We start from the raw sequence: 24,220 nt of genomic DNA, 5'->3' as shown, positions 1-24,220 counted from the left end.
GTTCACGCGGCCGTGTTGTCCTTATAGGGTTGAGGTATGCCCATCCGTAATATTCGTGCTGCTGCTCTTCCTGCCAAGCTTTCGAGGTCTTGGCTGCTCGTCAACGCGTTGAAGCCTGAAATTTTCGGCAAGGCGTTGGCGTCTGAGTCTGATTCGGTGATTTTCGATATGGAGGCGCCGATTCCTGAGGATCAGAAGGAAGAGGCGCGCCAGAATGTCGTGGAGGCCTTGCATGCGGGGATGAGCGGTTGGGTTCGTGTGAACCCGATTCGTTCTGAGATTTGGGCTGATGATTTGAAGGCTTTGCAGGGTGCTCCGGGTTTGCGTGGGGTGATGCTTGCGGAGACTGAGAAGCCTGAGCAGGTTGCGTTGACTGCGATGCGGTTGGCGGCTGGTACTCCGGTGTTGGCTTTGATTGAGTCGGCATTGGGGATCGAGAATGCGACGGCGATCGCGTCTGCGCCGGGTACGTTCCGGTTGGCGTTCGGTGTGAATGATTTCCGTAAGGATACGGGTGCTGGTGGGGATCCGTTGGCGTTGGCGTATGCGCGCGGCAAGCTTGTGGTGGCTTCGCGTGTGGGGCGCTTGCCTGGCCCGATTGATGGCCCTTCGGTGCCTTCCGCGGGCGATGCGGAGGTCATCGAGGATTGCGCGGTGACGTCGAAGATGGGTATGACTGGCAAGCTGGTTTTGAATGTTGATCAGGTTGACCGTGTGAACGCTGGGCTCTCGCCGAGCGAGGATGAGCTGAAGTGGGCTCATGAGTTGTTGGATCAGCATGCTGAGGGCGCGCCGATGACGGACGGCTCGTATTTGCCTCGTTTGAAGCGTGCGCAGAAGATTGCGCAGCTCGCGGATTCGTATGGGCTGTGGAACGCCTGATGTCGACGACGTATACGTATGTTGCGTGCCGTGACGAGGGCAGCATCGAGGCCTATGTTTTGGATGAGGCTGAGGGCCGACTGAACCGTTTCGCGGTCATCGAGGGCCTTGATGATGTCGCTGTTGTGACGATGGATCATCGTCGCGGGATTTTGTATGCGGCGCAGGGCGGCTCCGAGCATGAGAACCCGCTGTTGTGGGTTTTCACTGTGGTGGCTGGCGGCCGTTTGGCGTTGCGTGGGACTGCGCATTTGCCGCGTTCGGTTGCGTATTTGGCGTTTGATCCGACGTCGGGGGATGAGCATCCGGCGGTCACTGGTTCGGTGGGCCGGGATGGCTTGCTGGGGGCGAGCTATTTCGGGGATGCGGTGTTCCGTGTCATGTTGGATTCCCAGGGTTTGCCTCAGGAGGGGCAACCGGCGTGGATCGATGATGCGGCTGGCCGTGCGATGAATTGCGTGGTGCCGTCGCCTGATGGCCAGCATGTGTATGCGGCGAGTTTGGGCGATGACCGTTTGGTGATGTATCGCCGGGGCGCCTCTGGTGAGCCGCCGTTGGTGCGAGCGGGTGCAGTGAATGTTGCTGAGGGTTCTGGTCCGCGGCATGTGATGGTTCATCCGGATGGCACGTATGTTGCGTTGTTGACGGAGATGAGCGGTGAGGTTTCCACGTTCCATCGCGATGCCGAGACGGGCGAGTTGGCTGAGTTCGCGCGGGTCCGGATTGATGAGCCGGAGGATCAGCTTGCCCCGGGTGTCGCCCGCGGTAGCGGCGACGCTGGCTTGGTAGAGGGTGTTGAGGTTCCGGAGCGCCCTATGTGGGCGGGTGCGCTGATGCATGGGCGTAACGCGAGCTATATTTTGGCTACCGAGCGCACGACGAGCGCGTTGACTGTGTTTGATACGGGGGCTCAGCCTCGCCGTAGGGCTAGGACGCGGACGGAGGAGCGTCCGCGTGCGGCTGCTGTTGCGCCGGGCCGTGAGCTGGTTTTGGTGGGCGGCGAGCTTTCGGGGCACATCAGTGTGTACCGGATTACGGAGCATGGGGTTTTGAATCCGACGCAGCGCGTCGCGACGGGTGCTGGTCCGTCTGCGTTCGAGTTCTATCGTCAGTAATCGAGTGTCCTAGGCGGAGTTATCCAAGCCGTTTTCACGCCGGTTGCCACCTTTGTGTGGCAGCCGGCGTTTGCGTTCTAAGGGGGGCGCCGCATCGGGCCGTGTGGTTGAACATGTTGCCCGCCCGAAGGGTTTGTGAGATGAACAACGAGACCTTCCAGGAGTTGAACCTCAAGGTCGACGTTGAGGGCCAGGACCCGGCGGATGTGGCTTATGACTGGATGGGCGAAGAGGGGTACATCAGCGAGAAGTAACGGTTAGGTCGTATACAAAGCGCCTGCCATCTTCGGTCAGCTGGCCGGCGGCGTCGCGCAGACCGCACACGCCACGTAGGTGGGACGACGTGACGTGGGCGTCGACCATCCCGACTGCACACATGAGCGCGAATGCGGTGACTGGCCCGACGAAACGGAACCCGTGCTTACGAAGATCCTTCGCGAGTTCGCGTGACTCCACGCTCTGAGACGGGATCTCATCTTCGGTTGTAGGTACGCAACTCTGTTCGGGGGTGTGCCGCCACACAAACGCTGGCAACCCTCCCGCATCACGCAGAGCAACCGTGGCTTGAGCGTTGGTGATCGCGGCCTCGATCTTGGCACGGTTGCGGATGATCCGAGCGTCGTCCAGCAACCGGTCGATGTCCTCTTCCGTGAACTCGGCGACAGCATCTGGATCGAAGCCTGCGAAGACCTCGCGGAGGGCATCGCGCTTCTTCAAAACCGTGAGCCACGAAAGCCCTGACTGGAAAGATTCGAGCACGATCCGCTCATAGAGTCCACGCTCGCTCGTGACGGGGCGGCCCCATTCGGTGTCGTAGTACTCGGTGAGAAGCGGGTCTTGTAATGCCCATGTTGTGCGGGGGCGGTTCTCGCTGCCGGTTGCTGGCTGATCCACAGTGGTCTCCTGGAGGTCTGAGTTATGCGTTGGACTTCCAGCTTCTCAGTACGGTGAGGGGCCGGAATAGGCTGGCCTCATAATGTGGATAAAGCTCTCGTGAAAGACCAGTGTGGAACACCGAAGCCCGTTTACTGAGGCTCTTTGCCCAAGGGGCGGACACGACTGTCGTTGAGTTTCTTCATGAGCGCTGCGAACGTCGAAACTTCTTCAAGAGTCCACTCTTCAAACATGGCTGCCGACTCTTTTTGCCGCTTCAGAGCATATTCCTGGAACCGCTCCCGGGCTACATCGCTGAGGGACAACAGGAAGCTTCGGGCATCCTTCGGATCCGTGGTCCGAACCAACAGGTCCGCCGATTCCAGCCGCTTGATCGCACGCGAAACCATCGACTTATCCGCGTCAACAACCTCGGATATCTCAGTGACCGTCATCCCGGCATCAGGGGTCTCGCTATCGGTCTCCATGCACTGGCGGTACAGCGCCGAGGCAACAGCCCCATCGAACGGTTGAAGTGACGCATCCAAAGCCGCCGCCTGCTCGCGGAAACTCCGGCGCGCCGCAGCCAACAAAATCCGATACTCGCGGGTCAGTGAACGTAGCTGCTCTGCGAACTCATCGCTATGCACATCAGACATCGCCGCGCACCTCCTGCCGTGCTACTCGGCCGTCAAGCTCTTCAGCTTTGCCGCTATGATCCGCAACTTTATCGGCAGACTCTCCAGCCGCGCGAGCTAGCTCTTCATGACGGGTGTGCGTCGACAAGCTCAGGTTCGGAATAAAGATCGCCGCCAGCAAGCCAAGTGCGGCAATCGGGGCCGCATACAGGAACAGATGCGCAATCGCTTCGCCGTAGGCGTGCTCGATGATGGTCGCAACCGAATCCGGCAACATGCTTGGCGCCGGAAGCTCGCCAGAACTCTGCATCTCCATAATCGAGGCCCGCTCACCGGCAGGAAGCTTAGCGATAGCGCCCATCAGATCCTGCTGACGATCAGCGATCAAAGACGGCGCAAGGTTAGCGAGCACACCGCCGAGCCACGCGATACCAACGGTTCCGCCCATCGAACGGAAGAATGCCACCGCAGACGACGCGACCCCCATCACCCGCGGATGCACAGCGTTCTGAGTCAAGAGCACAAAGTTCTGCATCGTGCCGCCCATGCCCGCGCCCATGAGGAACATGAGCGCCGCCATGAACCAGTAATTCGTGTCCGCGCGAACCACAGACATCAATCCGAGGCCCGCCACCAACACGACCGAGCACGCGATCACATACGGTTTCCACACGCCCGTGCGGGTGATGATCAAGCCGACGACGTTGCCGGAGATCATGCTTCCCGCCATGATCGGGATGGTCATGACACCCGCCATGGTTGGGCTTGCGCCGCGGGCCATGATCATGAACTGAGACAAGTACACGGTCGCGCCGAACATCGCGAGCCCCACCGCAATCGAACCGATGACCGAAAGAGTGAACGTACGGTTCTTGAACAGTCGCAGGTCCAAAAGCGGCTCATCGGTGCGTAGCTCAACGAACACGAATGCGATCAGCAAGATAGCCGATGCGCTGGTCATCCACAGCGTCTCAACGGACTTCCAAGGGAACATCGCGCTGGGGCCGCTGCCGCCCATCGTGACCCAGATGAGGAACAAGGAGATGCCGCCAGAGAGCAGAACCAGGCCCCACACATCGAGGCGGAAACGACGACGTTCTTGCTCCGGAAGGTGCAGGCGTGTTTGGAGCATGACGAACGCGACGATCGCAACCGGGAGCGCGATGTAGAAGTTGTAACGCCACGTGAACGTGTCGGTGATCCAGCCGCCCAGTAGCGGACCGCCAACGGTAGCGAACGCCATTACGGCGCCGAAAACACCCATGTACTTGCCGCGTTCGCGAGGCGAGATGACGTCCGCCATCACGATCTGGGACAACGTCATGGTTCCGCCGATGCCGATGCCCTGGAATACGCGGGCACCGATGAGCATGTCGATGGATTGTGAAAAGCCGGCGAACGCTGTTGCTGAGACGAAGATCGCGAGCGAAACCTGCATCAACATTTTGCGGTCCAGCAGGTCAGATAGCTTGCCCCAGATGGGGACGGTGACCGTCATCGCGAGCATTGAAGCGGCGATGACCCACGAATACTGTGCCTGTGTACCGCCGAGGTCGTGAACGATGCGCGGCATCGAGGTTGAGACGACCGTGTTGGCGATCATGCCCACGAACATCGCGATGATCAGCGCTGTCAGCGACTGGATCTTGGCGCGGTGAGACATCGGCGTTGTCTCAGTTGCAGGCGCGGAACTATCGGTAGATGCAGATTTTGATTCCGGCGCTGGGTTTTTGGCCACTCAACCTCCTGGAAGGGTCACGGAGCCCATGACGTATGTTGTTGACGAAAGTCAACAATAACCCAAGGTAGTTGCATATTGTCAACTATCTCTAGGAGGGGGAGGTTTTCTGAGGCCTTACTGCGCCCGCCGGCCGGGTTCTACTGTGTGAGCCGGCCCTTACTTTGCGAGCGCGCGGATCCCCAACTCGAAGCCAGCAACCCCGAGTCCCACGATGATCCCCTTTGCTACAGGAGAAAGGTAGGAGTGGTGGCGGAACTCTTCACGCGCGTGAACGTTGGAGATGTGAACCTCGATCGTGGGGCAGAAGGAGCCCGAGATCGCGTCCGCGAGCGCAAGTGACGTGTGCGTGTATGCCCCGGCGTTGAGCACAACGCCCACCGCGTTTCCGTCCTTGACGGCGGTCCCGGCTTCGTGGATCCAGTCGATGAGCTCGCCCTCGTGGTTGCTTTGCCGGAAATCCAGAGTCAGCCCGTGCTCGGTGGCAGCGGCCTCGCACAGGTCCTTGACGTCGCTGAGTGTCGTGGTCCCGTATGTTTCCGGGTCGCGGGTACCTAGGAGGTTGAGGTTGGGGCCGTTGAAAACGTAGACGGTACGTGGTGCTTCGGTGCTCAAGGTTTCGCTCGCTTTGCGCTGTTCGTTCGGGTGGAGGTCGGATTGGTTGGGATAGATGCAGGGCAGGTTAGCTGTAGATCGGTTTTCCGGCTTCCCGGTAGGCGTCTTCGCCCCAGAATTCGATGCGGGGTTTAGCGCCGGGTTGGCGCGTGATGCTTGGCATCGTCACGCCGGTGGTCGCGGGTTTGAGGGCGTCCTCAACGGTTTCTGCTCGCGCTAGCCGCTCTAACTGTGCCCATGTGGGTGCCATGACCATCAGCGTGCCTTCCTTATAGCGGCGCAACGCTTCTTCGGGGCGGATCCAGAAACTATCGACCGATTCGCTCGTGTGGCCGTCTGCGATCTGCCCTTCCGGCAGAACTGCCGCGAAAAACCGGGTGTCATAGCGTTTAGGTAGCCCCGCCGGGGTAATCCAGCGGTCAACGCACACGATGTTCTCAAGGTAGGGGACGGCATCGAGCGCGGTCATGGCCTGGTTGATTCCGATGCGGTGTTCCTCTAGCGCGCGACGCCGGGCTTCCCTGTCGGGATGCAGCTCAGTGCCGGTGGCCGGGTTAGCTGGCTCGGCGAGCAAAACGCCGCATTCTTCGAAGGTTTCCCGTACTGCGGCAGCCACGAGGGTTTGCGGCGTGACCGGTTCACCACGATCAGCCGCGGTGACACCGGAAGCTTCCGCGGCGTCGTCGGTCAGTGAGGCAGCAAGGGCATCAGGCAAGCTCCACGAGGCGGTTCCTTCCGCATCGCTCGGATCAACGCCTCCGCCGGGGAACACCACCGCGCCCGGCGCGAACTCCATGCTGTTCGCGCGGACGTGAACGAAAACCTCAACGCCGCTACCGGCCCCAACGCCGCTATTAGATTTAGCGGCCGGGCGGACCAGCAATACAGAAGCCGAGTTCTTAGCTCGCACGGAAGTCGAACCTGTCACACCGGAACCTTTCTCTTGTCGCCGCCGTTCGGCCGGGTATGGGCTTGAGTCTAGTTCTTTTGCAGAATCATGAACCATGCCTGTGGAGAAAGAACAAGGCAAGGTCTAACCTGAAGATCGCGACACTTCCAGCCCGCCACCTTCGAAGGAGCGCCACGTGGCCCAGATCCAAGCCCAACAAAGCGGCAATGCAGCCGCGAAACCATCGGTGTGGTGGGGGCTTGGGCTCGCGTTCGCGGTGGGGACTGTGTGTATCGGATTGGGCGCGTTGAACGCTTCGATCCCGGTCATGCTCATCGCGATTCTACTGGGTGCGGTGTGGCGTAATGTTGCGCCGGTTCCCGCGATCTTTGACCCCGGTATCGCAGTTGCCGCCAAGCGGATCTTGCGGCTTGGTGTTGTGCTTCTCGGCCTGCAGCTGTCCGTCACGCAGGTCATCGGCTTGGGCTGGGGCGTGGTTGTGGTCGCTGTCGCGGCGGTGGCCATTACCTTTGTTGCGACGCTGTGGTTTGGCAAAGCGCTTGGTATCGAGAAGGATCTGCGGATGCTGATGGCCGCTGGTTTCTCGATTTGTGGTGCCGCGGCGGTCGCCGGGATGCAGGGTGTAACTCGCGCTAAACAGGAGCTGGTTGCGGCTGCGGTCGCGATGGTGGTGGTGTGCGGAACGCTCATGATTCCGCTTGCTCCGCTGTTGGTTCGGTTGCTCGGTTATGACGATGGTGCGGCCGGCATGTTCATCGGCGGTACGGTTCACGAGGTCGCTCAGGTGGTCGCGGCCGGCGGTATCGCGGGAGGCGGGGTCATCTTGTCGACGGCCGTGACGGTCAAGCTGGCGAGGGTCCTGATGCTGGCGCCGATGATCGCAGCTGTGTCGCTTGGCGCTCGCCGTGCCGCAGGGAACGGCTCAGACGGTGGCGCGGGCGCGGACACGAAGCTCCCTCCGATCATGCCGCTGTTTGTGCTCGGCTTCATCGTGATGGTCGTGATCGCTTCGCTGCATATCGTTCCGCAACCGGTGCTGGATGTAGCAAAGATCGCGCAAACGTTCCTGCTGGCGTCAGCGATGTTCGCACTCGGCCTTGGTGTTCACGTGAAGTCGCTCATCAAGCTCGGTGGCCGCCCGCTCGTGCTCGGTGCGGCTTCGACCGTTGTGATCGTCCTCGTGGTGATCGTGTGCATCGCGCTCGGCGCGGCACCGGCGCTCAAGTAACTCGGCGCGGCACCCCAGCTTTAGCCAGCCAGCCGAGCTTTAGCCGGCAAGCACGTCGGCGGGTGCAACAAAGTCCATTCCGTGTGCCTCAGCGACACCGCGGTTGGTGACCTTCCCGTCGTGCGTGTTGAGGCCGGATGCGAAGCCTTCATCAGCTGCCAGCGCTTCGCGCCATCCGTTGTTCGCGAGCTTCATGACGTACGGCAACGTCGCGTTGGTCAGCGCGGCGGTTGAGGTTTGCGGGACGGCGCCCGGCATGTTGGTCACGCAGTAGTAGAGGGTGTCGTGGACGCGGTAGGTCGGGTTGTCGTGGGTGGTTGGCTTGGAACCTTCGAAGCAGCCGCCTTGGTCGATCGCGATGTCCACGAGCACCGAGCCTGGCCGCATCGTCGCGACCATGTCGAGCGTCACGAGCTTCGGGGCCGCCGCCCCTGGGATGAGAACGGAACCGATCACGAGGTCGGCGTCCGTCACGAGCTCAGCGATCGCGAGCTTGGTTGAGGCCATCGTCTTGATGTGGCCGCGCGCGAGGTTGTCGATGTCGTGCAGCCTTGAGGCTGAAATGTCCACGATCGTGACCTCGGCACCCATGCCTTGTGCGGTGCGCGCTGCTTGTTCGCCCGCGTTGCCGGCGCCGATCACCACGACCTTCGCGGGCCGGGTTCCGGGCACGCCGCCCATCAGGATTCCGGAGCCGCCGGCTGGCTGCTGCAGCAGCGTCGCGCCGATCTGTGCGGAGAGGCGTCCCGCCACTTCCGACATCGGCGACAGCAACGGCAACGTGCGGCCTTGGGTCACGGTTTCGTATGCGATCGCGGTGGTTCCGGCTTCGAGTAGGGCTTCGGTGCAGGCGCGCGATGCGGCAAGGTGCAGATATGTGAAGAGGATCTGGTCTTTGCGCAGCAGGTCGTATTCGCTCGCTTGTGGCTCTTTGACCTTGAGGATGAGTTCGGCGTCCCACGCTGGGGCGGCGCCGTCAACGATTGTGGCGCCCACATCGGTGTAGTTTTCGTCTGCGTGGCCTGCATGGATGCCTGCGCCTGACTGGACTAGAACCTCGTGGCCTGCGGCTGTCAGCTCGGATACGCCTGCAGGGGTGACTGCTACACGGGATTCGTTGTTGAGGACTTCGGTGGGGATGCCGATGCGCATGTGGACTCCAGGATGATGGCGGGTGTTAACTCCAAAACGAGCTGTGATCTACCACACATCATGCCTTAAGGTGGGTCGTAATGTTCAGTCGGGGATGCCTCAATGTGTCATCTGAACGCTTTGTCCCCCTTTTATGTCTTTAGCTCTTTCTTGGTGGCGTCTGACGGTGCTATTCTGTATTCAATTCCACAAGAAAGAACCTGGTAGGTGCACCGACATCGCTCTGCGAGCGCTTCTTCGCGTGCGTATTCAAGCTGTTGGTGAGCCCTGACTGCCAGGGTGCCGTGACCGTGAGGGAGAGCCCTAATGGAGAAGAAGCAGCCTCGTTTCCTGCGTCTTGAAGATGTAGCTGACGAGTTGAACGTCAGCATGCAGCAGGCCCGTTCGCTGGTGCGTACGGGTGCCCTGCCAGCCATCAAGGTGGGCGGTCGCGGCATTTGGCGCATCGAACGCTCTGAGCTGGAGTCCTATATTCAGCGTCAGTACGCCTACACTCGCGAGGCCGCCGAGAGGGATGCCCTCGCTGAGGAGTTTGCCGACTAAAGGCTTAAAGCATTAGCTTTCGGTAGTTACCGCAGACGACCTCCGCGTCTGGTTGCTTCAACGCCCGTCAAATAGATGACGGGCGTTGAAGCAATTAGAAGACGCGGAGGTCGTCTTTGCTCATGAAGATGGTGCGGCCGGTTTTGGTGTTCCAGCACGTGAGGCCAACTTTTTCGGACTGGCATACGTAGTCGCCGTGCTTCACCACGGTCCCGTAATCGAGAACCTGGCCCTCAAAGCCCTTTTCGCATACGTCCTTCTTGTAGCACTTATCGCCTACCAGGCCGGTGCCGTAGTACGGCGTGCGGTCGACTTGGTTGATGGCAACCAGCGCGTCGTTTTCTGGTGAGTGGTGCTCCACGTTCTTGGCGAACAGCTCCGGTGGGTTAGTTTTCCACGAGTCGACGGTGCACATGATCTGGTTGCCCATGCGGTCGTTATCGGCAGCAGGCTTGTAGATGTTGCAGCCGATGTTGCCGCTAGGTACCTGGATCGAGGCGACGAGGCTACCTTTGTCCTCACGGGTGCGGTTCGCGTCGATCGCGTTGCTTGGGGCGGGATCGCCGGCTTTCGGTAGCTTCCCTTCAAGGACGTTGATGCCGGTGCCGGGGTCCTCGGCCGAGTCGCTGCTGTCGTCGGATTCGCTTTCTTCAGATCCGCTCGGGCTTTCAGAAGCGGAGTCCGTGGCAGACGGTTGCGAGTCGGACTCCGAAGGTCCTGTGCTATCTGAGGCCTCGTTGCTTTCTGTGGTGGTTGACGAGGCTTCAGGTGAAGGCTGGTTCGGTTTGTTTTCGTCTCCGCCGCGGGTTGTGATCCAGATGATTCCCGCAACGAGCACGATGACGGCGATCGCGGCGCTGATACCCGCGATCCATGGCGTTGCTCGCTTCGATCCTGCCTGTTGCTGCCCAGCGGACTGAGGGCCTGGGGTTTGAGGGTTGTGACCATTCATGATGCTGTCCTCCCGGAGGGGAAACTGACATTGCTTTTGGTTTCGTACTGGTCTTTCAGCGGGTTATTGGTACCAGCGATTTCAACTCCTTGCGTTTTCAACGATAAAACGCTCGCGGCGGTGGCGTCTAGAGAAGGCAACGGCGTCTAGAGAAGCTAGTGGGTGCGATGTGTCCTGAATCTCTTGTTAGCCTTCTACAATCGGTATTTGCATCGAGGCCCAGCAGTGAGAGTTGGGCGGCAACATAGTTTGACTGTGATGTTCGAGGATGGAGACATGGACGAAGCGCGTTTGCGTCTGGAGGATCCGCAGCTTTCTGCTGATGAGCTAGTGCGTATCGCTACGGAGCACCCTGAGCTGAGGAGTAAGGTTTTCATGCACCCGAACTGCCCTACTGGGCTCGTGGTGCAGATCCTCTCGGAGGTGCCCGGTCCTCCGGCTCCTACGTCGGAATCTCCAGCGACTGATGTGCTTGATGCGTCGGATGATGCGGATGCGACGCAATGGTCCGTTCCGCCTGTCCCCCCGGCGTCGGCTTCGCCTCTACCGGACTCGATTAGCGAGGAGCCTGGGATTCAGGAGCCTGGCGCATCGGGTGGCGGGCCGTTATTCGTTCCGATTTTGCCGCCGGTATCTGCAGAGGGTGCCGCGGAAGAGGCCTCAGCCGCATCGCGTCATAGCGGGCAACCGCAACCGTACCTGATGCAACATCCGCCGCATCAGCAGTATCCAGAGCAGTCTCACGATGCAGGGCAGCCTTACGACCCAGGCCAACCCTTTGACTATGAGGAAGACGACGACCAGCCGCGCCCCCGTGGCGGGGCCTGGTTGGCCATTGCGCTGGTTGCTGTGATCGCGATTGTTGCCGTGGTTTTCGCTGGTAAGTTCTTGTTGGGTGGGAGCACTCAACGTACCGCCCCGGATGCGGTCGCTGAAGCGCCGGGCTCTAGCAACACGGAAGATGCTGGCGAGAGCTCGGAAGACGAGGGCGAACAAGGCGGCGAGGACAAGCCGAAGGAACCGCTGCCATCTGAGGCGTATCAGGGCGCTCGCGGGGCGGCCCCGTCGGGTTCCTTGGAGCCTAGCGAGACGGTCTCTAAGAGCGGGCTGAAGATCGCCTCGATCGCCACCCCGACCGGCAACATCGGTTGCGACATCCGGTTGACGGACAATTCGGAAGACCCGGAGGACCACTCGAAGGATTCGATCATTTGTGCCGTCAAGTCGTGGAAAGATGACGCGCCTGTAGCCGCGGACCCTAAGCCCGATAAGGGCACAACCCCATACGTCTACCTGGGTTCGGAGGACAAAGAGCCAAGCTACGGCGGCTCACACAAGGGAAAGTTCTGCTTCGAAGAAGACGGCTGCGAAGACGGCTTCAAGGGGCAGAAGCTGGAATACGATAAAGCTGTCACGTACGGTGATTTCGTATGCGTTTCCGAAATGCACGGCCTGACGTGCTGGAACACGAAGACGGAGCGCGGCGTCTTCTTGAGCCGCGATCACTTCCTCACGTTCTAAGGGCTCACGTTCTAATCCCCGTAGCCGTGCCCTGACACCGTCGTGAGGCCTTAGCTTTCGGTCTCGTCTGCTGTTTCGTCTGCGGCTTCGGCAGCAGTGGGCTGCACATCGAAGTGCTTCAGTTTCTCTTCCCGCTCAGCAATGAGCTTCTGGACGGTTTCGATGAACGCGACGCGGGATTCGCCGACGCCGTAATCGCCGAAGTACAGCGCACGGGCTTGTGCTCGCGCGTCCTTATCGCCGCCGTTAGCGAGCGCATCGGCGATCATCTCGGGCAGCGAGTCCACGGTGTCCGCATCGATCACCGGTACAGCCGAGGCGATAGGGGATTCATCCGTGAGCTGTTTGCGGTTGGTGCGGCGGTCGGTCAGCAGCATCGGGCTGTCGGCTTTGAGGTACAGGAAGTCGAGGCCAACGCTGGAGATGTCGGTGATCATGAGGTCGACGTCGGAGAACATCGCGAGGATGTTGCCCTCGTTGAGGACCAAGTGTTCGCCGCCGTCGGCGTTCGCGGCTTCGATCAGCTCAAGGATCCGCTGGTGCCCGGCTTGCATCTCTGGTTGCCGCGCACCCGCAACGCGCGGATGCGGTTTATAGATGAGGCGCGTGCCTTCGGTAGCGAGGGCAGCTTCTACGATCTGTGGGCCGTAGTAGTCGATCGATGTGTAGTTGTTGTTGTCGTTTTCGCCTTGCCAGGTGGGTGCGTACATGATGGTGCGCAACTGGCTGGCTGGAAGCTCGTCTTCGTAATCGAGATCAAGCTGTGGGCGGCCAACCGAGATCAGCTTCGATTCGTCGAAGTCGATGAGCGCGCGGCGGTGGCGGCGCAAAGCTGCTGGGCCGGCGATGAAGACGGAATCGTAGGCTTTCGCCTGGTTAGAGACCATCGAGAGTTTGTCTGATTCGCCGTGGTTGATGTGCACGTGCACGGCTGGCGCGTAGCTGAGGGTCTGGAAGTTTGAGCGGCCGTTGTTGACGTAGAGGAACAGCTTGGGCTTGTGCTCTTCGTAGTAGCTGATCATGCGGTCGAAGCTTCCGCGGTACACGATCGGCAGGTTTGTCATCTCTTCGACGGCCTTAATGGCCGATGGGCGGCGCAAGAAGATCGCGGTAGGCACGGTTTCGTTGAGCTCTTCGAGCACCGGGATCCACTGGCGTAACTGGTAGAGCTTGGCCTGGGTGTCACCGAAGTAGGCGAGCACTTGAGCTCCGGGCGCCGCGGATTCTGCGTGTTCTTTGGCGGCGATGTTGTATTGGCGGGTTCCGCGGAGCCATTGGCTACTCGCTTTCCAGGCTTTAGACCTGAAAATTTTGCGTGCGATCTTCTTGAGCTGCTTTTCCACGGATCTCCTGCAAGACGTCAAAGTAGACGCCCTCAACGTAGGGGCGAAAACTAGGTGACCGGATAATGACCTTTATCTTACAAGCGTGAAGTAGCGACGGGCGGCTGGCGCGGGTGTGATCTGTGTTGGCATCTGCTCGCGTAGTGTGTTCGAATGGTGAGCATCCATACGGGTGCCCCTGCGAGGGGCTGAGACAAAGCTGTGAGCTTTGGACCGTCGAACCTGATCCGGGTCATACCGGCGTAGGAAAGTGAGGATTGCGCTATGTCTGTGCGCCCTGACGACGTCATTGAATCAACGTCCACCATTGAAACTGCCGAAACTGCCGCCGCATCGGATGCGACCACATCGGCTGCCGACATCCAGCAACGCGAACAGTATGAATCGCATCGGCTTGCATGGGTCGAAGACAAGGAACATGGCATCCGAGTTCCCGTCACCGAGATTTCGCAGCTCGATTCGCCAGATGGAACTCCGAACCCGCCGTTGCAGGTTTACCGCACGATGGGGCCTGGAAGCGTCCCGGAGGAAGGGCTCGCGCCGTGGCGTGAGCAGTGGATCCTCGAACGTGGCGATGTGGAAACCTACGAGGCCCGTGGGCGCAAGCTGGAAGACGATGGCCGCTCGGCCGTACGCCGCGGTGCGGCTTCGCAAGAGTGGAAGGGACGCCGGCCTGTTCCTTTGCGGGCAAAGCCAGGCCGCCGCGTAACGCAGATGCACTATGCGCGGCAGGGGATCATCACCCCTGAGATGCGGTATGTGGCGTTGCGTGAGAACTGCGACGTCGAGAAGGTGCGCACCGAGGTGGCGGCTGGGCGCGCCATCATCCCTAACAACGTGAACCACCCGGAGTCTGAGCCGATGATCATCGGCCGGGAGTTCCTCGTCAAAGTCAACGCGAACATCGGAAATTCCGCGGTGACAAGCTCCATTTCCGAAGAGGTTTCCAAGCTCGAATGGGCTGCCAAGTGGGGCGCCGATACCCTCATGGATTTGTCCACAGGTAACGACATCCACACTACGCGCGAGTGGATCATCCGTAACTCGCCGATCCCGATCGGCACGGTCCCGATCTATCAAGCGCTCGAGAAGGTGGACGGAGACGCGAACGCGCTCACGTGGGAGATTTACCGCGACACCGTCATCGAACAGTGTGAGCAAGGCGTGGACTATATGACGGTGCACGCGGGTGTTCTGTTGCGTTACGTTCCGCTTGCCGCGGACCGCGTTACCGGCATCGTGTCCCGGGGTGGTTCGATCATGGCCGGGTGGTGCTTGGCGCATCACCGGGAGAACTTCCTGTACACGCACTTCGATGAGTTGTGTGAGATTTTCGCGCAGTACGACGTCGCGTTTTCGTTGGGTGACGGCCTGCGGCCGGGGTCGATTGCGGACGCGAACGATGCGGCTCAGTTTGCTGAGCTGGATACGCTCGCTGAGCTCACGAAGCGTGCGTGGGAATATGACGTGCAGGTCATGGTCGAGGGGCCCGGGCATATTCCGTTGCACAAGATCCGCGAGAACGTGGAGCGTCAGCAGGAACTGTGCGACGGCGCGCCTTTCTACACGCTGGGCCCGTTGGCCACGGATATCGCTCCGGGTTATGACCACATCACGTCGGCTATCGGCGCCACGGAGATCGCGCGTTACGGAACTGCGATGCTGTGTTATGTGACCCCGAAGGAACACTTGGGCCTGCCGAACCGTGACGACGTGAAGACGGGTGTCATCACGTACAAGATCGCTGCGCACGCAGCGGACATCGCGAAGGGGCATCCGGGAGCGACCGAACGTGACGATGCGTTGTCGAAGGCCCGCTTTGAGTTCCGTTGGCACGATCAGTTCGGTTTGGGGCTGGATCCTGTGACCGCGCTTGAGTACCACGATGAGACATTGCCGGCTGAGCCCGCAAAGACCGCGCATTTCTGCTCGATGTGCGGGCCTAAATTCTGCTCGATGCGCATTTCGCAGGACATTCGCGATACCTACGGCAGCCGGGAGGCTCAAGAAGCCTTGGTGGGTATGCAGAAGAAGAGCGAAGAGTTCTTGGCCTCGGGAGGCAAGGTCTATTTGCCGGCTCCGAAGGTTGGCGCTCCCGCTGCAGAATAGTGCCCTCGTCAACCCCGGTGTAACCCCGCCATAAACCCCGCTCTGTGAGGGGCATTTAAGTATGGACTGCGTCTCGTTCGAGGCGCAGTCCATACTTAAGGGGGTGGGTAAGTGCGGTGATTGCGGGTTCCGCAATAGAATTTATCTACTACATCTTGTAGAGTAAGCGGCGTACCCACTACGACAACGTCCAAACTCGTCGAGCTACTGGGAGAGATCAAAGCAATGACACGAACACTGCCGAGGCCTATTGCTGCACTGAGTGCTGTGGCGTTCGCGCTGTTGTTGGTCATCGCATCGGTCTTCGGTGCATCGGTCTTTGGCGCATCGCCCGCGCAAGCTCACGACCGTTTGGTCAAATCAACACCATCCAGCGAAGCCGCCCTCGATCAATCCCCAGGGAACATCACGCTCGAGTTCTCGGGCCGCCCGATGGACCTGGGAACCATGATCATGGTCGTAGACGCTGAACAGAAGAACTACGCCGAGGGCCTTGACCCTGAGTTGAAAGACTTTAAGGTCACTCAGCCCTTGACGGAAGACCTGCCAGACGGAAACTACGAAGTCCGCTGGCGTGTGGTCTCTGAGGATGGACACCCCATCTCGGGCACCATTCCGTTCTCTGTAGGTGATGTCACGAACGCTCCGAAGGTTCCTGCCCTTGAAGGAAAGGACGTCGATAGCGGCAGCATCTACGACGGTGCTGCCGAAGCCGCAGACGGCGCCGATTCCAGCAAGGAGTCCGGTGTCCCTGTCTGGGTTATCGCGGCCGCTGGAGCTGGCGTGGTCATTGTGGGTCTGGCCATCTGGTACTTCGCCAGCCGTGGCACGAAAACCAACTGAGGCAACCTCTCTTCGTAAAGGATCAGTATGAACCGCCGCATTTCCGCCGCAATCGCGCTCAGCGCAGCTGCCGTTCTTGGCTTGTCAGCATGCTCGGGTGACACCAAAGAAAACACCAAGCAGGAAAGCTCGCAAGAAGCGCTCACGACCAAGGAAACCTGGGTCAAGGCGGCTTCCGAGGGCATGACCGCCGCATTCGGTGTCATCGAAAACAAGACCGATAAAGACATCACGATCGAGTCCGCGTCCAGCGAGTACGCGAAGAAGGTCGAGCTACACGAAGTTATCGAGACCCCGGACGGCGCCAAGAAGATGCAGGAGAAGGAAGGCGGGTTCGTCGTTCCAGCTCACAAGAGCATCAACCTTGAGCCAGGTGCAGACCACTTGATGTTCATGGGCCTTGAGAAGGAAATCAAGCCAGGCGACACCATTAAGATCACGCTCAAGACCACGGATGGCGACACCTTCGATTTCGAAGCCCCAGCCAAGGAGTTCACGGGCGCTAACGAAAACTACGATGGCGACATGGACCACGGCGACATGGATCACGGTGACCATGGCGACCATGGCGACCACGATCACGGTGACGACCACAGCGATCACTAAGTAAGGCAATCCGCCTCAGCATGCACACGCATCGACGTCGATAGAAAGGAAACGCACGTAATGACCCGCGCGGAACAAGACGACCAGAAAGGTCGGGGTGGCTTATCGCGCCGCTCGTTGCTCTTCGGGGGAGCCGCAACCGTAGCGGGAGCTGCGGCCGTCGTCGGCGTCGATGCGTTTGCAAGCAACCGTGAACAACAGGCGAGGAAAGAAGCGCTCGCCGAGGCCGACGTCATTCAGGGCGTCAAGAAGTTGCCGTTCTATGGCAAGCACCAAGCGGGGGTTGAGATGTACCCGCAGGCGCATCAGACGCTTGTGGGGCTCACCCTCAAGAAAGAAACGGACCGCGACGGTCTCTATCGTTTGCTCAACATTCTCACCGACGATGCGGCACGCCTTACGCAGGGGACCGGCGCGTTGGCAGATACCGAGCCGGAGCTCGCGTTCTATCCGTCGCGACTCACTGTGACCTTTGGGTTTGGCTCCGAGATGGTCAAGCGGATCAATCCGGATCCGAAGGCCATGCCGGACTGGCTCAAGCCGCTGCCTGAATACAAACGGGATACCCTCAAGCCGGAATGGACCGGGGGCGACTTTCTGATTCAGGTGGCCGCGGACGATCCGGTGACGGTCGCTCACGCAACCCGCATGCTGCTCAAAGACTCGCGCCACTTTATGGATGTCGCGTGGGTTCAGCAGGGCTTCCGCCGCGCATACGGATCGCAAAAGGAAAACCACACGCAACGCAACCTTTTCGGCCAGTTGGACGGCACCGTCAACATGGCGCCAGAAACTGACGACTTCGCGTCAGTCGTGTGGGAAGGCCCGGACAAGAACCCTGCCTGGCTTGACGGCGGAACGAGCCTCGTGATCCGCCGCATCGAAATGATGCTCGACAAGTGGGACCGTCTGGACCGCGACGGCCGCGAAGCGTCGGTGGGTCGGCGTATGGCCTCGGGCGCTCCGCTCACGGGACATAAAGAACACGACGAGCCGGATTTCGAAGCGAAGAACGCTGCGGGCTTCCCCGTTATCGCGGAGTTCGCGCATATCCGCCGTGCACGCTCCGATAATCCACACGAGCGGATCTTCCGCCGCGTCTACAACTACGACGTGCACCCTACCGGGACTGAGGTCTCAGATTCCGGACTCATTTTCACTGCGTTCCAGCACAACCCGGTGACGCAATACCATCCGTTGCAGAAGCGGCTCGATGACCTCGACCTGCTCAACGAATGGATCACGCACATCGGCTCCGCGGTGTTCGCGATCCCGCCAGGTTGCAAGGATGGCGGGTTCATCGGGGACACCCTCTTCGGGTAACCACCCTGCCGCAGGCCGGAAGCGCCGCTAGGTAGCGGCGGCCGCCTGCATCTGCAACCTGTGCGCCCGCGCAAGCATGCCGGCGTCACCAAGTTCCGTGCCCATCGTCGTCAGCGCCCCTGCTAGCGCGGCGGAACTTGTGGCTTTAGTTGCCGCGTCATCGGCGGCTAGCTCAACCAGCAAGAGCGAAGCCCTGCGCAGCTCACGGCCGGCCCGAAACGCGCCAAGAGCAATCGAGTTCACGTGCGCGATCCGCAACGCGAGCCCATGCCGTTGCGTCAGGTGGGCGTGCTCGTGGGCGATCACCGCATCGAGCTCAGCATCCGTCAGCGCCTCACGCAGTCCCGAGGAAACGAACACAGTCGCGCGTTTGAGGGGGACAGCGCACGCAAGCAGCTCATCGGCGTGGAACAGGATCAGCTCATAATCACGATGCTGGGTGCGGCTGTAGCCCGCGGACTCAAGGTGGGAAACCGTGGACTTCTGGATCTCCACTAGCGGTTCATTTGCCGTGTAAATCAAAGCCGTGACCGCGCCGAGGGCGAGCAGGCCGATCCAGGCGAGGAGCGAAAGGGCCAGCGATTCGAGCCCAGTTTCTTCCGGGGGAGTGGACACCGCCGCGCTTGCGCTCAAGATCAAACCAAGCGCGGTGAAGCCTAATCCCGTGAAGAATGCCCCGAACCACAATGAAAGACCGAGCCGCGGGCGTCGCACATGCCAATGTCCTTTGGTGAGGACGATGGGCGCTACAAAAGCTAGGAGCGTAGAGACGCCGAAGCATGCGAGAACCCACCAGAGCATAGGCACAGTATGTCAGGATTTGCGGCGTTTCTTAGAGTTGAAGGCTTCATTGAGAAGGGCTACATCTGCGGCGTCGAGGTTACCTGCGAAAGCAAGCAAGGCGGCCTTGCGGTCGTTGGCCTGACCAAGTGCTGCGAGCATGCCGTGGCTTGCCGCATCTTCGTCGCTGTGGACAGCTTGGAACGTGGTCTTGCGAGGAGACGGACCTCCGCGGGTCACCTGGCCCTTCTTTTCGAGGCGGGCGAGCACCGTCATGATGGTCGTGTAGGCAGGTGCTGGCTCGTCGAAGGCGTCCTGAAGCTGGCGAGCGCTCATGGGTGAAACGTTCTCCCGAAGGAGATCTAGCACCTCGCGTTCAAGCTGGCCGCGTTCGCGAATGGGCGTCATGGGGTCACCTCCTTGCCTGTTATTGCCTCTCATTGCTTGCTTAACTCTACAAGATGTAGCGCCTGCGGGTGTGTTTGGCGGGTGGACGATGGGTAGGCTGGTTTTATGAGCTTTCAGCGTGTTCAGCAGGTTCGTGTCGCCGTCCCTCGTGAGGCTATGTGGGGTGCCTTGATGACCCCGGATGTGTGGCCGGTTATGGACGATGCGGTTCAGCGTTGCGCGCCGGTTGCTGAGGATGGCACGGTTCTGGACGATGTAGCTGCGGGCGAGGCCGGTGACCTGACTGTGGGTCAGCGGATCATGGTGGTTCCGCGGGCGCTCGCGCGGGGGACGGTGCATGCGTTGACGGCGCCGCCGGCCAGGGTTGTTGAGGTGGTTGAGGGGTTCCGCTTCGCGTGGCAGCAAGATCAGCCGGGTGGTTTTACACGGGTCACGTGGTCGCTGATTGATTCGGCGGATGGCCGCGGGACTGTGGTTGAGCGGCGGATTGAGGCGGAAGGCCCGCTGGGTTCCGCGGCGGGTGGCGCGGCCTTCGGGGGCCTACTTGACAGTGACCTGTCAAAGGTGGGTGCGCGGTTATTCGAGATGCTCGCCGATGAAACTGACCGCGATGCGGCGCAGGCTTTGCCACTCGTTGTGATCGCGGGCGGCACAGGTTACTTGGGCACCCGGCTTGCCCATACATTGTTGGCGCGCGGCCGCCGCGTGGTGGTTTTGAGCCGTCAGCGCAGCACGGATGCTTTGGTTCCGCGGCGCGAATGGGATGGCGTGAGCCAGGGGGAGTGGACGGAGTTGTTTGCTGACCCGGCGGGTGTTTCGGTTGTGAACATGGTGGGGCCGCGCATGTTCAAGAAGGCGACCGCGGAGAAGATGGCGGAGCTACGCGTTGCCCGCGTGACGGCGGCACGGGCGCTGAGCCAGGCTGCGCTGAAGGCGAGGCGTGTGACGGGCTGGATTCACGCATCGGCCCTTGCGTTGACTACGGATGCTAACGCCGCGGAATATACCGCGCGCACCTCGCCGGGGTGGGCGCCGGAATCGGTTTCGGGGATGGCGGCGTTGCTGCGCGAATGGGAGGCTGCGGCGCCGTCTAACGCTCTGGTGGTCCGGACCGCGCCGGTTTTGGGTTCCGGGATGCCGGGGCTGGCCGGCCTCAAGGCTGTTGCGGGGGCGAGGGTTCGCCCTGATGTGGATCCGTGGTTGTCATGGATTCACGTGGAGGATTGGGCTCGGATTGTTGTGCACGCGTTGCTCATGCAGGAAGAGCAAGCAGTAGCCGAAGGACGTGGCTTCGGAGCTTTGAGGCACCGCGTTGTGGTGGCGGCGGCGCCGGAGCCGATCAGGCTTTCGGAAGCGCTACGCCTGCTGGGTTCGGCGTCGGGTAAGGGCTGGCAGTTCCAGGTTCCTGCGGGGCTGATGCGTGCGGCGGGGCAGTTGGTTGGTTTCGAACCGGAGCTTTTGCTGACAGGCGTGAAAGCCCGCACGAACGCCACCGAGGTTCTGGGGCCTGTGTTTGAGTATCCAAACTTTGAGCGGGCCGCGGCGAGCTTCCGCTAAGGGAAAGCTCGCCGGACCCGCTCAGAGTGCTCGGCTGTTGGCCGGTTAGACTGTCTCGGCTAGATGCTCTCGGTCCCTGTCTTGTCTGGGCCGCCCTTTGGGCGGGTGCGCTTGAGCTCGTAGAACGAAGGAACTGGGGCGAGCTTCTCGAGGCCGTCCCACAGGTCGAGGCCTTCTTCGCGGCTTGGGAGGGCGTTGAGCACTGGGCCGAAGTAGCCCTGTGGTTCCGCGCCGTCCTTCGTGAAGAGAACGATCGGCACGCCGACGTCGTTACCGACAGCATCGAGCGCTGCCTGCTGTTCGGCTTCGAGGTGAGCGTCCCAGGAGTCATCGTCAGCGGCGTCAGCCAGCGATGCGTCGAGGCCGTGGTCCTTCAGCACGGTTGCGATGAGGGCGTCATCCATCGCGCCATCCTGCGTGTGGTAGGCGCGACCGAATGCGGTGTAGAGGGCGCCGGCGTCTGCTCCAGCCTTTTCAGCGGCGGCGATCACGCGTAGCACGCGGTGGCCGGCGACGTGGCCGCGGCCGTTGTGGTTTGCGGTGCCGTTGCCGAGCTCGTCGTTCTTGATTGCGAGCGAGAACGGACGCCACGTGATGTCGATGTCGCGGTCCTCTTGGGCGCGGACGAGCCAGCGGCTGGTGACCCAGCAGAAGGGGCAGGAAGGGTCGTAGTAGAAGTCGACGGTGGTGCTCATGGTGCTCCTTCGGTTGGGGCTTGAGATAGATGCTTGCGCAAGAGGCAGGCTTGTGTGTTTTAACCGGTTCCGGGTCCGGGTTTATTCCGTTGGAATTGAGTTTCGTGGCTGGGTTCGCTGTGAGTTGAAAACGGTGCTAGCGCGCCACCAAAGGAGTAAAATTACAGATGTAAAGTTAATCCTCCTGAAGGAGCGGAAGATGTCTGAAACTAACAACGCAGCTGAATTCACAACCGTCACAGTTCTGGGCGGAGGCGTGCTGGGGTCGCAGATCGCGATGCAGGCCGCTTACCACGGTAAAGACGTCACTATTTACGATCCGTTCCAGGAGTCGATCGACAAGCTGCCTGCCCGCTGGGCGTGGATGCGCAAGGGCTATAGCGAGGACCTGGCCGACTTCGCGGAAGAGAAGTTCGAGGAAGCCGTAGCGCGCATCAAGGCGACGACTGACCTTGAAGAGGCGGTTTCCGACGTCGACATCATCATCGAGGCTGTCCCGGAGAACCTCGAGCTTAAGCGTGAAACCTGGGCTAAGGTCGGCAAGTTGGCTGATGAACGGACCTTGTTGGCGACCAACACGTCGTCGTTGTTGCCGTCGCTGTTCGCTGACTCGACGGGCGCTCCGGAGCGTTTCCTCGCTATCCACTACGCGAACCGGATCTGGAAGCAGAACCTCGCGGAGGTCATGGAGACCCCGAAGACGGATCAGGCCTTCGTGGAGAAGGCGCTGACCTTCGCGAAGGAGACCGGCATGGTTCCGGCTCACGTGAAGAAGGAAACCCCGGGTTACTTCCTGAACTCGCTACTGATCCCATGGCTCAACGCCGGTAGCGATCTGTACATGAACGGCGTGGGTACCCCTGAGGATATCGATAACGCGTGGAAGCTCGGAACGGGCTTTGCTCGCGGCCCGTTCGAGGTGTACGACGTGGTTGGGTTCCATGTGGCTTCGAACATCGCAAGCACGTCCGAGGATGAGACCCGTCAGCGTTTCGGCAAGAAACTCAAAGAAGCGATCGATGCCGGGTTCAGCGGTATCGCGGACGGCAAAGGCTTCTACGTCTACGACGAGAACGGCAAGCCGGTAAGCCCGAACGAGTTCTTCGCCAACTAACAGCTAAGGCGGCGAAGATCCGCAACAGCTAAAGCAAGATGCTCCAGGATCTGGACGATCCTGGGGCATCTTCTGTTGTAGGTAGCTTCCGGGCGAGAACTTTCTAGATGAAGCTCCACACGAGTGTGGCACTGGCTAGGGCGAGCATCCCCAGGCAATTGTTCCAGAAGGCTGAGCCTGTTGCTTTTGCGCGGATATGGGCTACAACAGCACAGAGGAAGTAGGCGATTACACCGCTGTTTGCCGCGAAGGCTAGTCCGGGAACCCAGATCCCTGCGATGAGCCCGGCTGCGGCTAGCACCTTGATGACGAGCAGGGACCACCACCATTCTTCAGGAAAGCGGACACCGTGGAGGCAGTCGCGAATAAATTGGACCGGCCGGATTGATAGTGCCACATCGAGAATGAGAGCGGTTGCTAAGAGCGCTGGTGGTAGCTCTGATGAGGGAATCAGGATCATGAGTTGCTTCCTGTTGGCGGGCAGATTGCGGTGAAGACTTTGCGTAGCTGAGTGAGGAGGTCGGCGCCGGACTGTTCGGTGGTGGATGCCCAGATGAATAGGTTGCCGATATAGGCAGAATGAAGGGCTTCGGCTCGTCTATGTGTGTCTGCCCGGCTTGTGCATCCGTGGGCGGTGATGAGTTGTTCAAACACATCGATGAGTCGGCGTGCAAGGTCGGTGAAAACGACGGAGGTGTGGCGGCCGCGCACTAGGACCGATGCATAGGTGCGGGCGAGTTCGCGGCGTTCCTCGAAGAGAGCGACGAACGGTTCCACGATGGATATAGCACTGTCGCCGCACGGCTCGCTGGTATCTAAGTCGAGGGAATCGATGTGTTGTTGGCGTTGATCGATGAGGTCATCGAAGAGCTCAACGAGGAGGGCTTCTTTGTCCCCGGCGGCCATGACGGTGCCGACGCTCACGCCGGCTTCTTGAGCGATCTCACGAATCGTCGTGGAAGCGAACCCGCGCTCGCCGAATAGGCGACTTGTAGCTTTCAACACGGCGCGGCGGGTTGCTTGTCTAGTTTCATTTCGGCTGCGGGGCACGAGTAACTCCTGAACGCGTTCACTGAACATGTTCAGTTTACACCTGACCGATCTCGTCTCCGGATGTCCAACCTTTCTAGTTGCGACGCCCTGGGGCGCAGGCTGGCGACTACCTCGGGGTTGCAGCGTGGATGAGGGTTAGCGTCAGGACTGCAGGCGCTTTAGCCGAACCGAACTTCGCTCTGTGAAAGAAACCGCCCATGTCGTTGTTTCGTCTCCAAGGTA

General features: G+C 60.5%; 25 protein-coding genes and 1 riboswitch. Of the genes, 12 read left to right on the top strand and 13 right to left on the bottom strand.

Going from position 1 to position 24,220, the window contains the following annotated elements; all coding sequences use genetic code 11:
* Positions 1-36: 36 nt before the first annotated feature.
* The 3 genes from CAY35_RS06885 to CAY35_RS06875 all read left to right on the top strand — a co-directional run bounded on the left by CAY35_RS06885 (position 37) and on the right by CAY35_RS06875 (position 2,251).
* Entirely contained in the window at positions 37-882 is an 846-nt protein-coding gene (locus CAY35_RS06885; protein WP_109303912.1) for an HpcH/HpaI aldolase/citrate lyase family protein, read from the top strand.
* Positions 882-1,997 (top strand): lactonase family protein, encoded by a 1,116-nt coding sequence (locus CAY35_RS06880; protein ID WP_146191934.1) that lies wholly within the window; start codon positions 882-884, stop codon positions 1,995-1,997. The genes CAY35_RS06885 and CAY35_RS06880 overlap by 1 nt, the downstream gene beginning before the upstream one ends.
* A 140-nt stretch (positions 1,998-2,137) precedes the next feature.
* The gene (locus tag CAY35_RS06875; protein ID WP_258265683.1) at positions 2,138-2,251 is read left to right on the top strand and encodes a glycine betaine ABC transporter substrate-binding protein; all 114 of its coding nucleotides are present in this window, start codon (positions 2,138-2,140) and stop codon (positions 2,249-2,251) included.
* Here CAY35_RS06875 and CAY35_RS06870 read toward each other — a convergent pair.
* From CAY35_RS06870 to CAY35_RS06850, 5 genes are all read right to left on the bottom strand, one after another.
* Positions 2,238-2,891 carry a DNA-3-methyladenine glycosylase I gene (locus tag CAY35_RS06870; RefSeq protein WP_109303909.1) on the bottom strand — a complete coding sequence of 218 codons (654 nt, stop codon included), beginning with the start codon at positions 2,889-2,891 and terminating at the stop codon, positions 2,238-2,240. The genes CAY35_RS06875 and CAY35_RS06870 overlap by 14 nt on opposite strands.
* A 131-nt stretch (positions 2,892-3,022) precedes the next feature.
* Positions 3,023-3,529, bottom strand: a complete 507-nt coding sequence (locus tag CAY35_RS06865; RefSeq protein ID WP_109303908.1) for a MarR family winged helix-turn-helix transcriptional regulator — start codon at positions 3,527-3,529, stop codon at positions 3,023-3,025.
* Positions 3,522-5,171: an MDR family MFS transporter gene (locus CAY35_RS06860; protein WP_146191933.1), complete on the bottom strand. Its 1,650-nt coding sequence runs from the start codon at positions 5,169-5,171 to the stop codon at positions 3,522-3,524. The genes CAY35_RS06865 and CAY35_RS06860 overlap by 8 nt, the downstream gene beginning before the upstream one ends.
* 234 nt (positions 5,172-5,405) lie before the next feature.
* Entirely contained in the window at positions 5,406-5,861 is a 456-nt protein-coding gene (gene aroQ, locus CAY35_RS06855) for a type II 3-dehydroquinate dehydratase (protein ID WP_109303906.1), read from the bottom strand.
* Positions 5,862-5,928: 67 nt separating this feature from the next.
* Entirely contained in the window at positions 5,929-6,789 is an 861-nt protein-coding gene (locus tag CAY35_RS06850) for an NUDIX hydrolase (protein ID WP_109303905.1), read from the bottom strand.
* A gap of 157 nt (positions 6,790-6,946) precedes the next feature.
* Between CAY35_RS06850 and CAY35_RS06845 the strand changes: the two genes are divergently transcribed.
* Positions 6,947-7,999 (top strand): YeiH family protein, encoded by a 1,053-nt coding sequence (locus tag CAY35_RS06845; protein ID WP_109303904.1) that lies wholly within the window; start codon positions 6,947-6,949, stop codon positions 7,997-7,999.
* Positions 8,000-8,038: 39 nt separating this feature from the next.
* Here the strand turns inward: CAY35_RS06845 and ald are convergent, their stop codons facing one another.
* Positions 8,039-9,151 (bottom strand): alanine dehydrogenase, encoded by a 1,113-nt coding sequence (ald, locus tag CAY35_RS06840; protein ID WP_109303903.1) that lies wholly within the window; start codon positions 9,149-9,151, stop codon positions 8,039-8,041.
* 306 nt (positions 9,152-9,457) lie between these two features.
* Between ald and CAY35_RS06835 the strand changes: the two genes are divergently transcribed.
* Positions 9,458-9,694, top strand: coding sequence for a helix-turn-helix transcriptional regulator (locus tag CAY35_RS06835; protein WP_109303902.1), 237 nt, complete (start codon positions 9,458-9,460; stop codon positions 9,692-9,694).
* Positions 9,695-9,788: 94 nt separating this feature from the next.
* On the opposite strand, the gene CAY35_RS06830 is transcribed toward CAY35_RS06835, so the two are convergent.
* A complete protein-coding gene (locus CAY35_RS06830) occupies positions 9,789-10,646 on the bottom strand; it encodes a hypothetical protein (protein ID WP_109303901.1) in 858 nt (285 codons plus the stop codon).
* Between the two features lie 276 nt (positions 10,647-10,922).
* Here CAY35_RS06830 and CAY35_RS06825 point away from each other — a divergent pair, with 276 nt between their 5' ends.
* Positions 10,923-12,167: a variant leucine-rich repeat-containing protein gene (locus tag CAY35_RS06825; RefSeq protein WP_109303900.1), complete on the top strand. Its 1,245-nt coding sequence runs from the start codon at positions 10,923-10,925 to the stop codon at positions 12,165-12,167.
* 50 nt (positions 12,168-12,217) lie between these two features.
* On the opposite strand, the gene CAY35_RS06820 is transcribed toward CAY35_RS06825, so the two are convergent.
* The gene (locus tag CAY35_RS06820; RefSeq protein WP_109303899.1) at positions 12,218-13,510 is read right to left on the bottom strand and encodes a CDP-glycerol glycerophosphotransferase family protein; all 1,293 of its coding nucleotides are present in this window, start codon (positions 13,508-13,510) and stop codon (positions 12,218-12,220) included.
* A gap of 158 nt (positions 13,511-13,668) precedes the next feature.
* A riboswitch (TPP riboswitch) is annotated at positions 13,669-13,776 on the top strand.
* Between CAY35_RS06820 and thiC the strand changes: the two genes are divergently transcribed.
* The 4 genes from thiC to CAY35_RS06800 all read left to right on the top strand — a co-directional run bounded on the left by thiC (position 13,775) and on the right by CAY35_RS06800 (position 18,391).
* The gene (gene thiC / locus CAY35_RS06815) at positions 13,775-15,619 is read left to right on the top strand and encodes a phosphomethylpyrimidine synthase ThiC (protein ID WP_258265682.1); all 1,845 of its coding nucleotides are present in this window, start codon (positions 13,775-13,777) and stop codon (positions 15,617-15,619) included. (Overlaps the previous riboswitch by 2 nt.)
* A gap of 225 nt (positions 15,620-15,844) precedes the next feature.
* Positions 15,845-16,462 carry a copper resistance CopC family protein gene (locus CAY35_RS06810; RefSeq protein WP_109303898.1) on the top strand — a complete coding sequence of 206 codons (618 nt, stop codon included), beginning with the start codon at positions 15,845-15,847 and terminating at the stop codon, positions 16,460-16,462.
* Positions 16,463-16,489: 27 nt separating this feature from the next.
* Positions 16,490-17,068: a copper chaperone PCu(A)C gene (locus tag CAY35_RS06805; protein ID WP_109303897.1), complete on the top strand. Its 579-nt coding sequence runs from the start codon at positions 16,490-16,492 to the stop codon at positions 17,066-17,068.
* Between the two features lie 60 nt (positions 17,069-17,128).
* On the top strand, positions 17,129-18,391 hold the full coding sequence (locus CAY35_RS06800; RefSeq protein ID WP_109303896.1) for a Dyp-type peroxidase: 1,263 nt from the start codon (positions 17,129-17,131) through the stop codon (positions 18,389-18,391).
* Positions 18,392-18,418: 27 nt separating this feature from the next.
* On the opposite strand, the gene CAY35_RS06795 is transcribed toward CAY35_RS06800, so the two are convergent.
* Both CAY35_RS06795 and CAY35_RS06790 read right to left on the bottom strand, forming a co-directional pair.
* A complete protein-coding gene (locus tag CAY35_RS06795; protein WP_181377516.1) occupies positions 18,419-19,024 on the bottom strand; it encodes a M48 family metalloprotease in 606 nt (201 codons plus the stop codon).
* Between the two features lie 180 nt (positions 19,025-19,204).
* Positions 19,205-19,579, bottom strand: a complete 375-nt coding sequence (locus CAY35_RS06790; RefSeq protein ID WP_109303894.1) for a BlaI/MecI/CopY family transcriptional regulator — start codon at positions 19,577-19,579, stop codon at positions 19,205-19,207.
* A gap of 105 nt (positions 19,580-19,684) precedes the next feature.
* Between CAY35_RS06790 and CAY35_RS06785 the strand changes: the two genes are divergently transcribed.
* Entirely contained in the window at positions 19,685-21,136 is a 1,452-nt protein-coding gene (locus CAY35_RS06785) for an NAD-dependent epimerase/dehydratase family protein (RefSeq protein ID WP_109303893.1), read from the top strand.
* Between the two features lie 59 nt (positions 21,137-21,195).
* Here CAY35_RS06785 and CAY35_RS06780 read toward each other — a convergent pair whose 3' ends face one another.
* Positions 21,196-21,831 carry a mycothiol-dependent nitroreductase Rv2466c family protein gene (locus CAY35_RS06780; protein ID WP_109303892.1) on the bottom strand — a complete coding sequence of 212 codons (636 nt, stop codon included), beginning with the start codon at positions 21,829-21,831 and terminating at the stop codon, positions 21,196-21,198.
* A 199-nt stretch (positions 21,832-22,030) separates the two neighbouring features.
* On the opposite strand from CAY35_RS06780, the gene CAY35_RS06775 reads away from it, so the two are divergent.
* Complete coding sequence (locus CAY35_RS06775) at positions 22,031-22,945, top strand: 3-hydroxyacyl-CoA dehydrogenase (protein ID WP_109303891.1); 915 nt, start codon at positions 22,031-22,033, stop codon at positions 22,943-22,945.
* Between the two features lie 103 nt (positions 22,946-23,048).
* Here CAY35_RS06775 and CAY35_RS06770 read toward each other — a convergent pair whose 3' ends face one another.
* Positions 23,049-23,405, bottom strand: coding sequence for a DoxX family protein (locus CAY35_RS06770; protein ID WP_109303890.1), 357 nt, complete (start codon positions 23,403-23,405; stop codon positions 23,049-23,051).
* Complete coding sequence (locus tag CAY35_RS06765) at positions 23,402-23,995, bottom strand: TetR/AcrR family transcriptional regulator (RefSeq protein WP_258265681.1); 594 nt, start codon at positions 23,993-23,995, stop codon at positions 23,402-23,404. The genes CAY35_RS06770 and CAY35_RS06765 overlap by 4 nt, the downstream gene beginning before the upstream one ends.
* Between the last annotated feature and the right edge of the window lie 225 nt (positions 23,996-24,220).

Source organism: Pseudoglutamicibacter cumminsii (assembly GCF_003143995.1).
GTDB lineage: Bacteria > Actinomycetota > Actinomycetes > Actinomycetales > Micrococcaceae > Pseudoglutamicibacter > Pseudoglutamicibacter cumminsii_B.
This window is presented reverse-complemented; position numbering and strand designations above follow the sequence as displayed.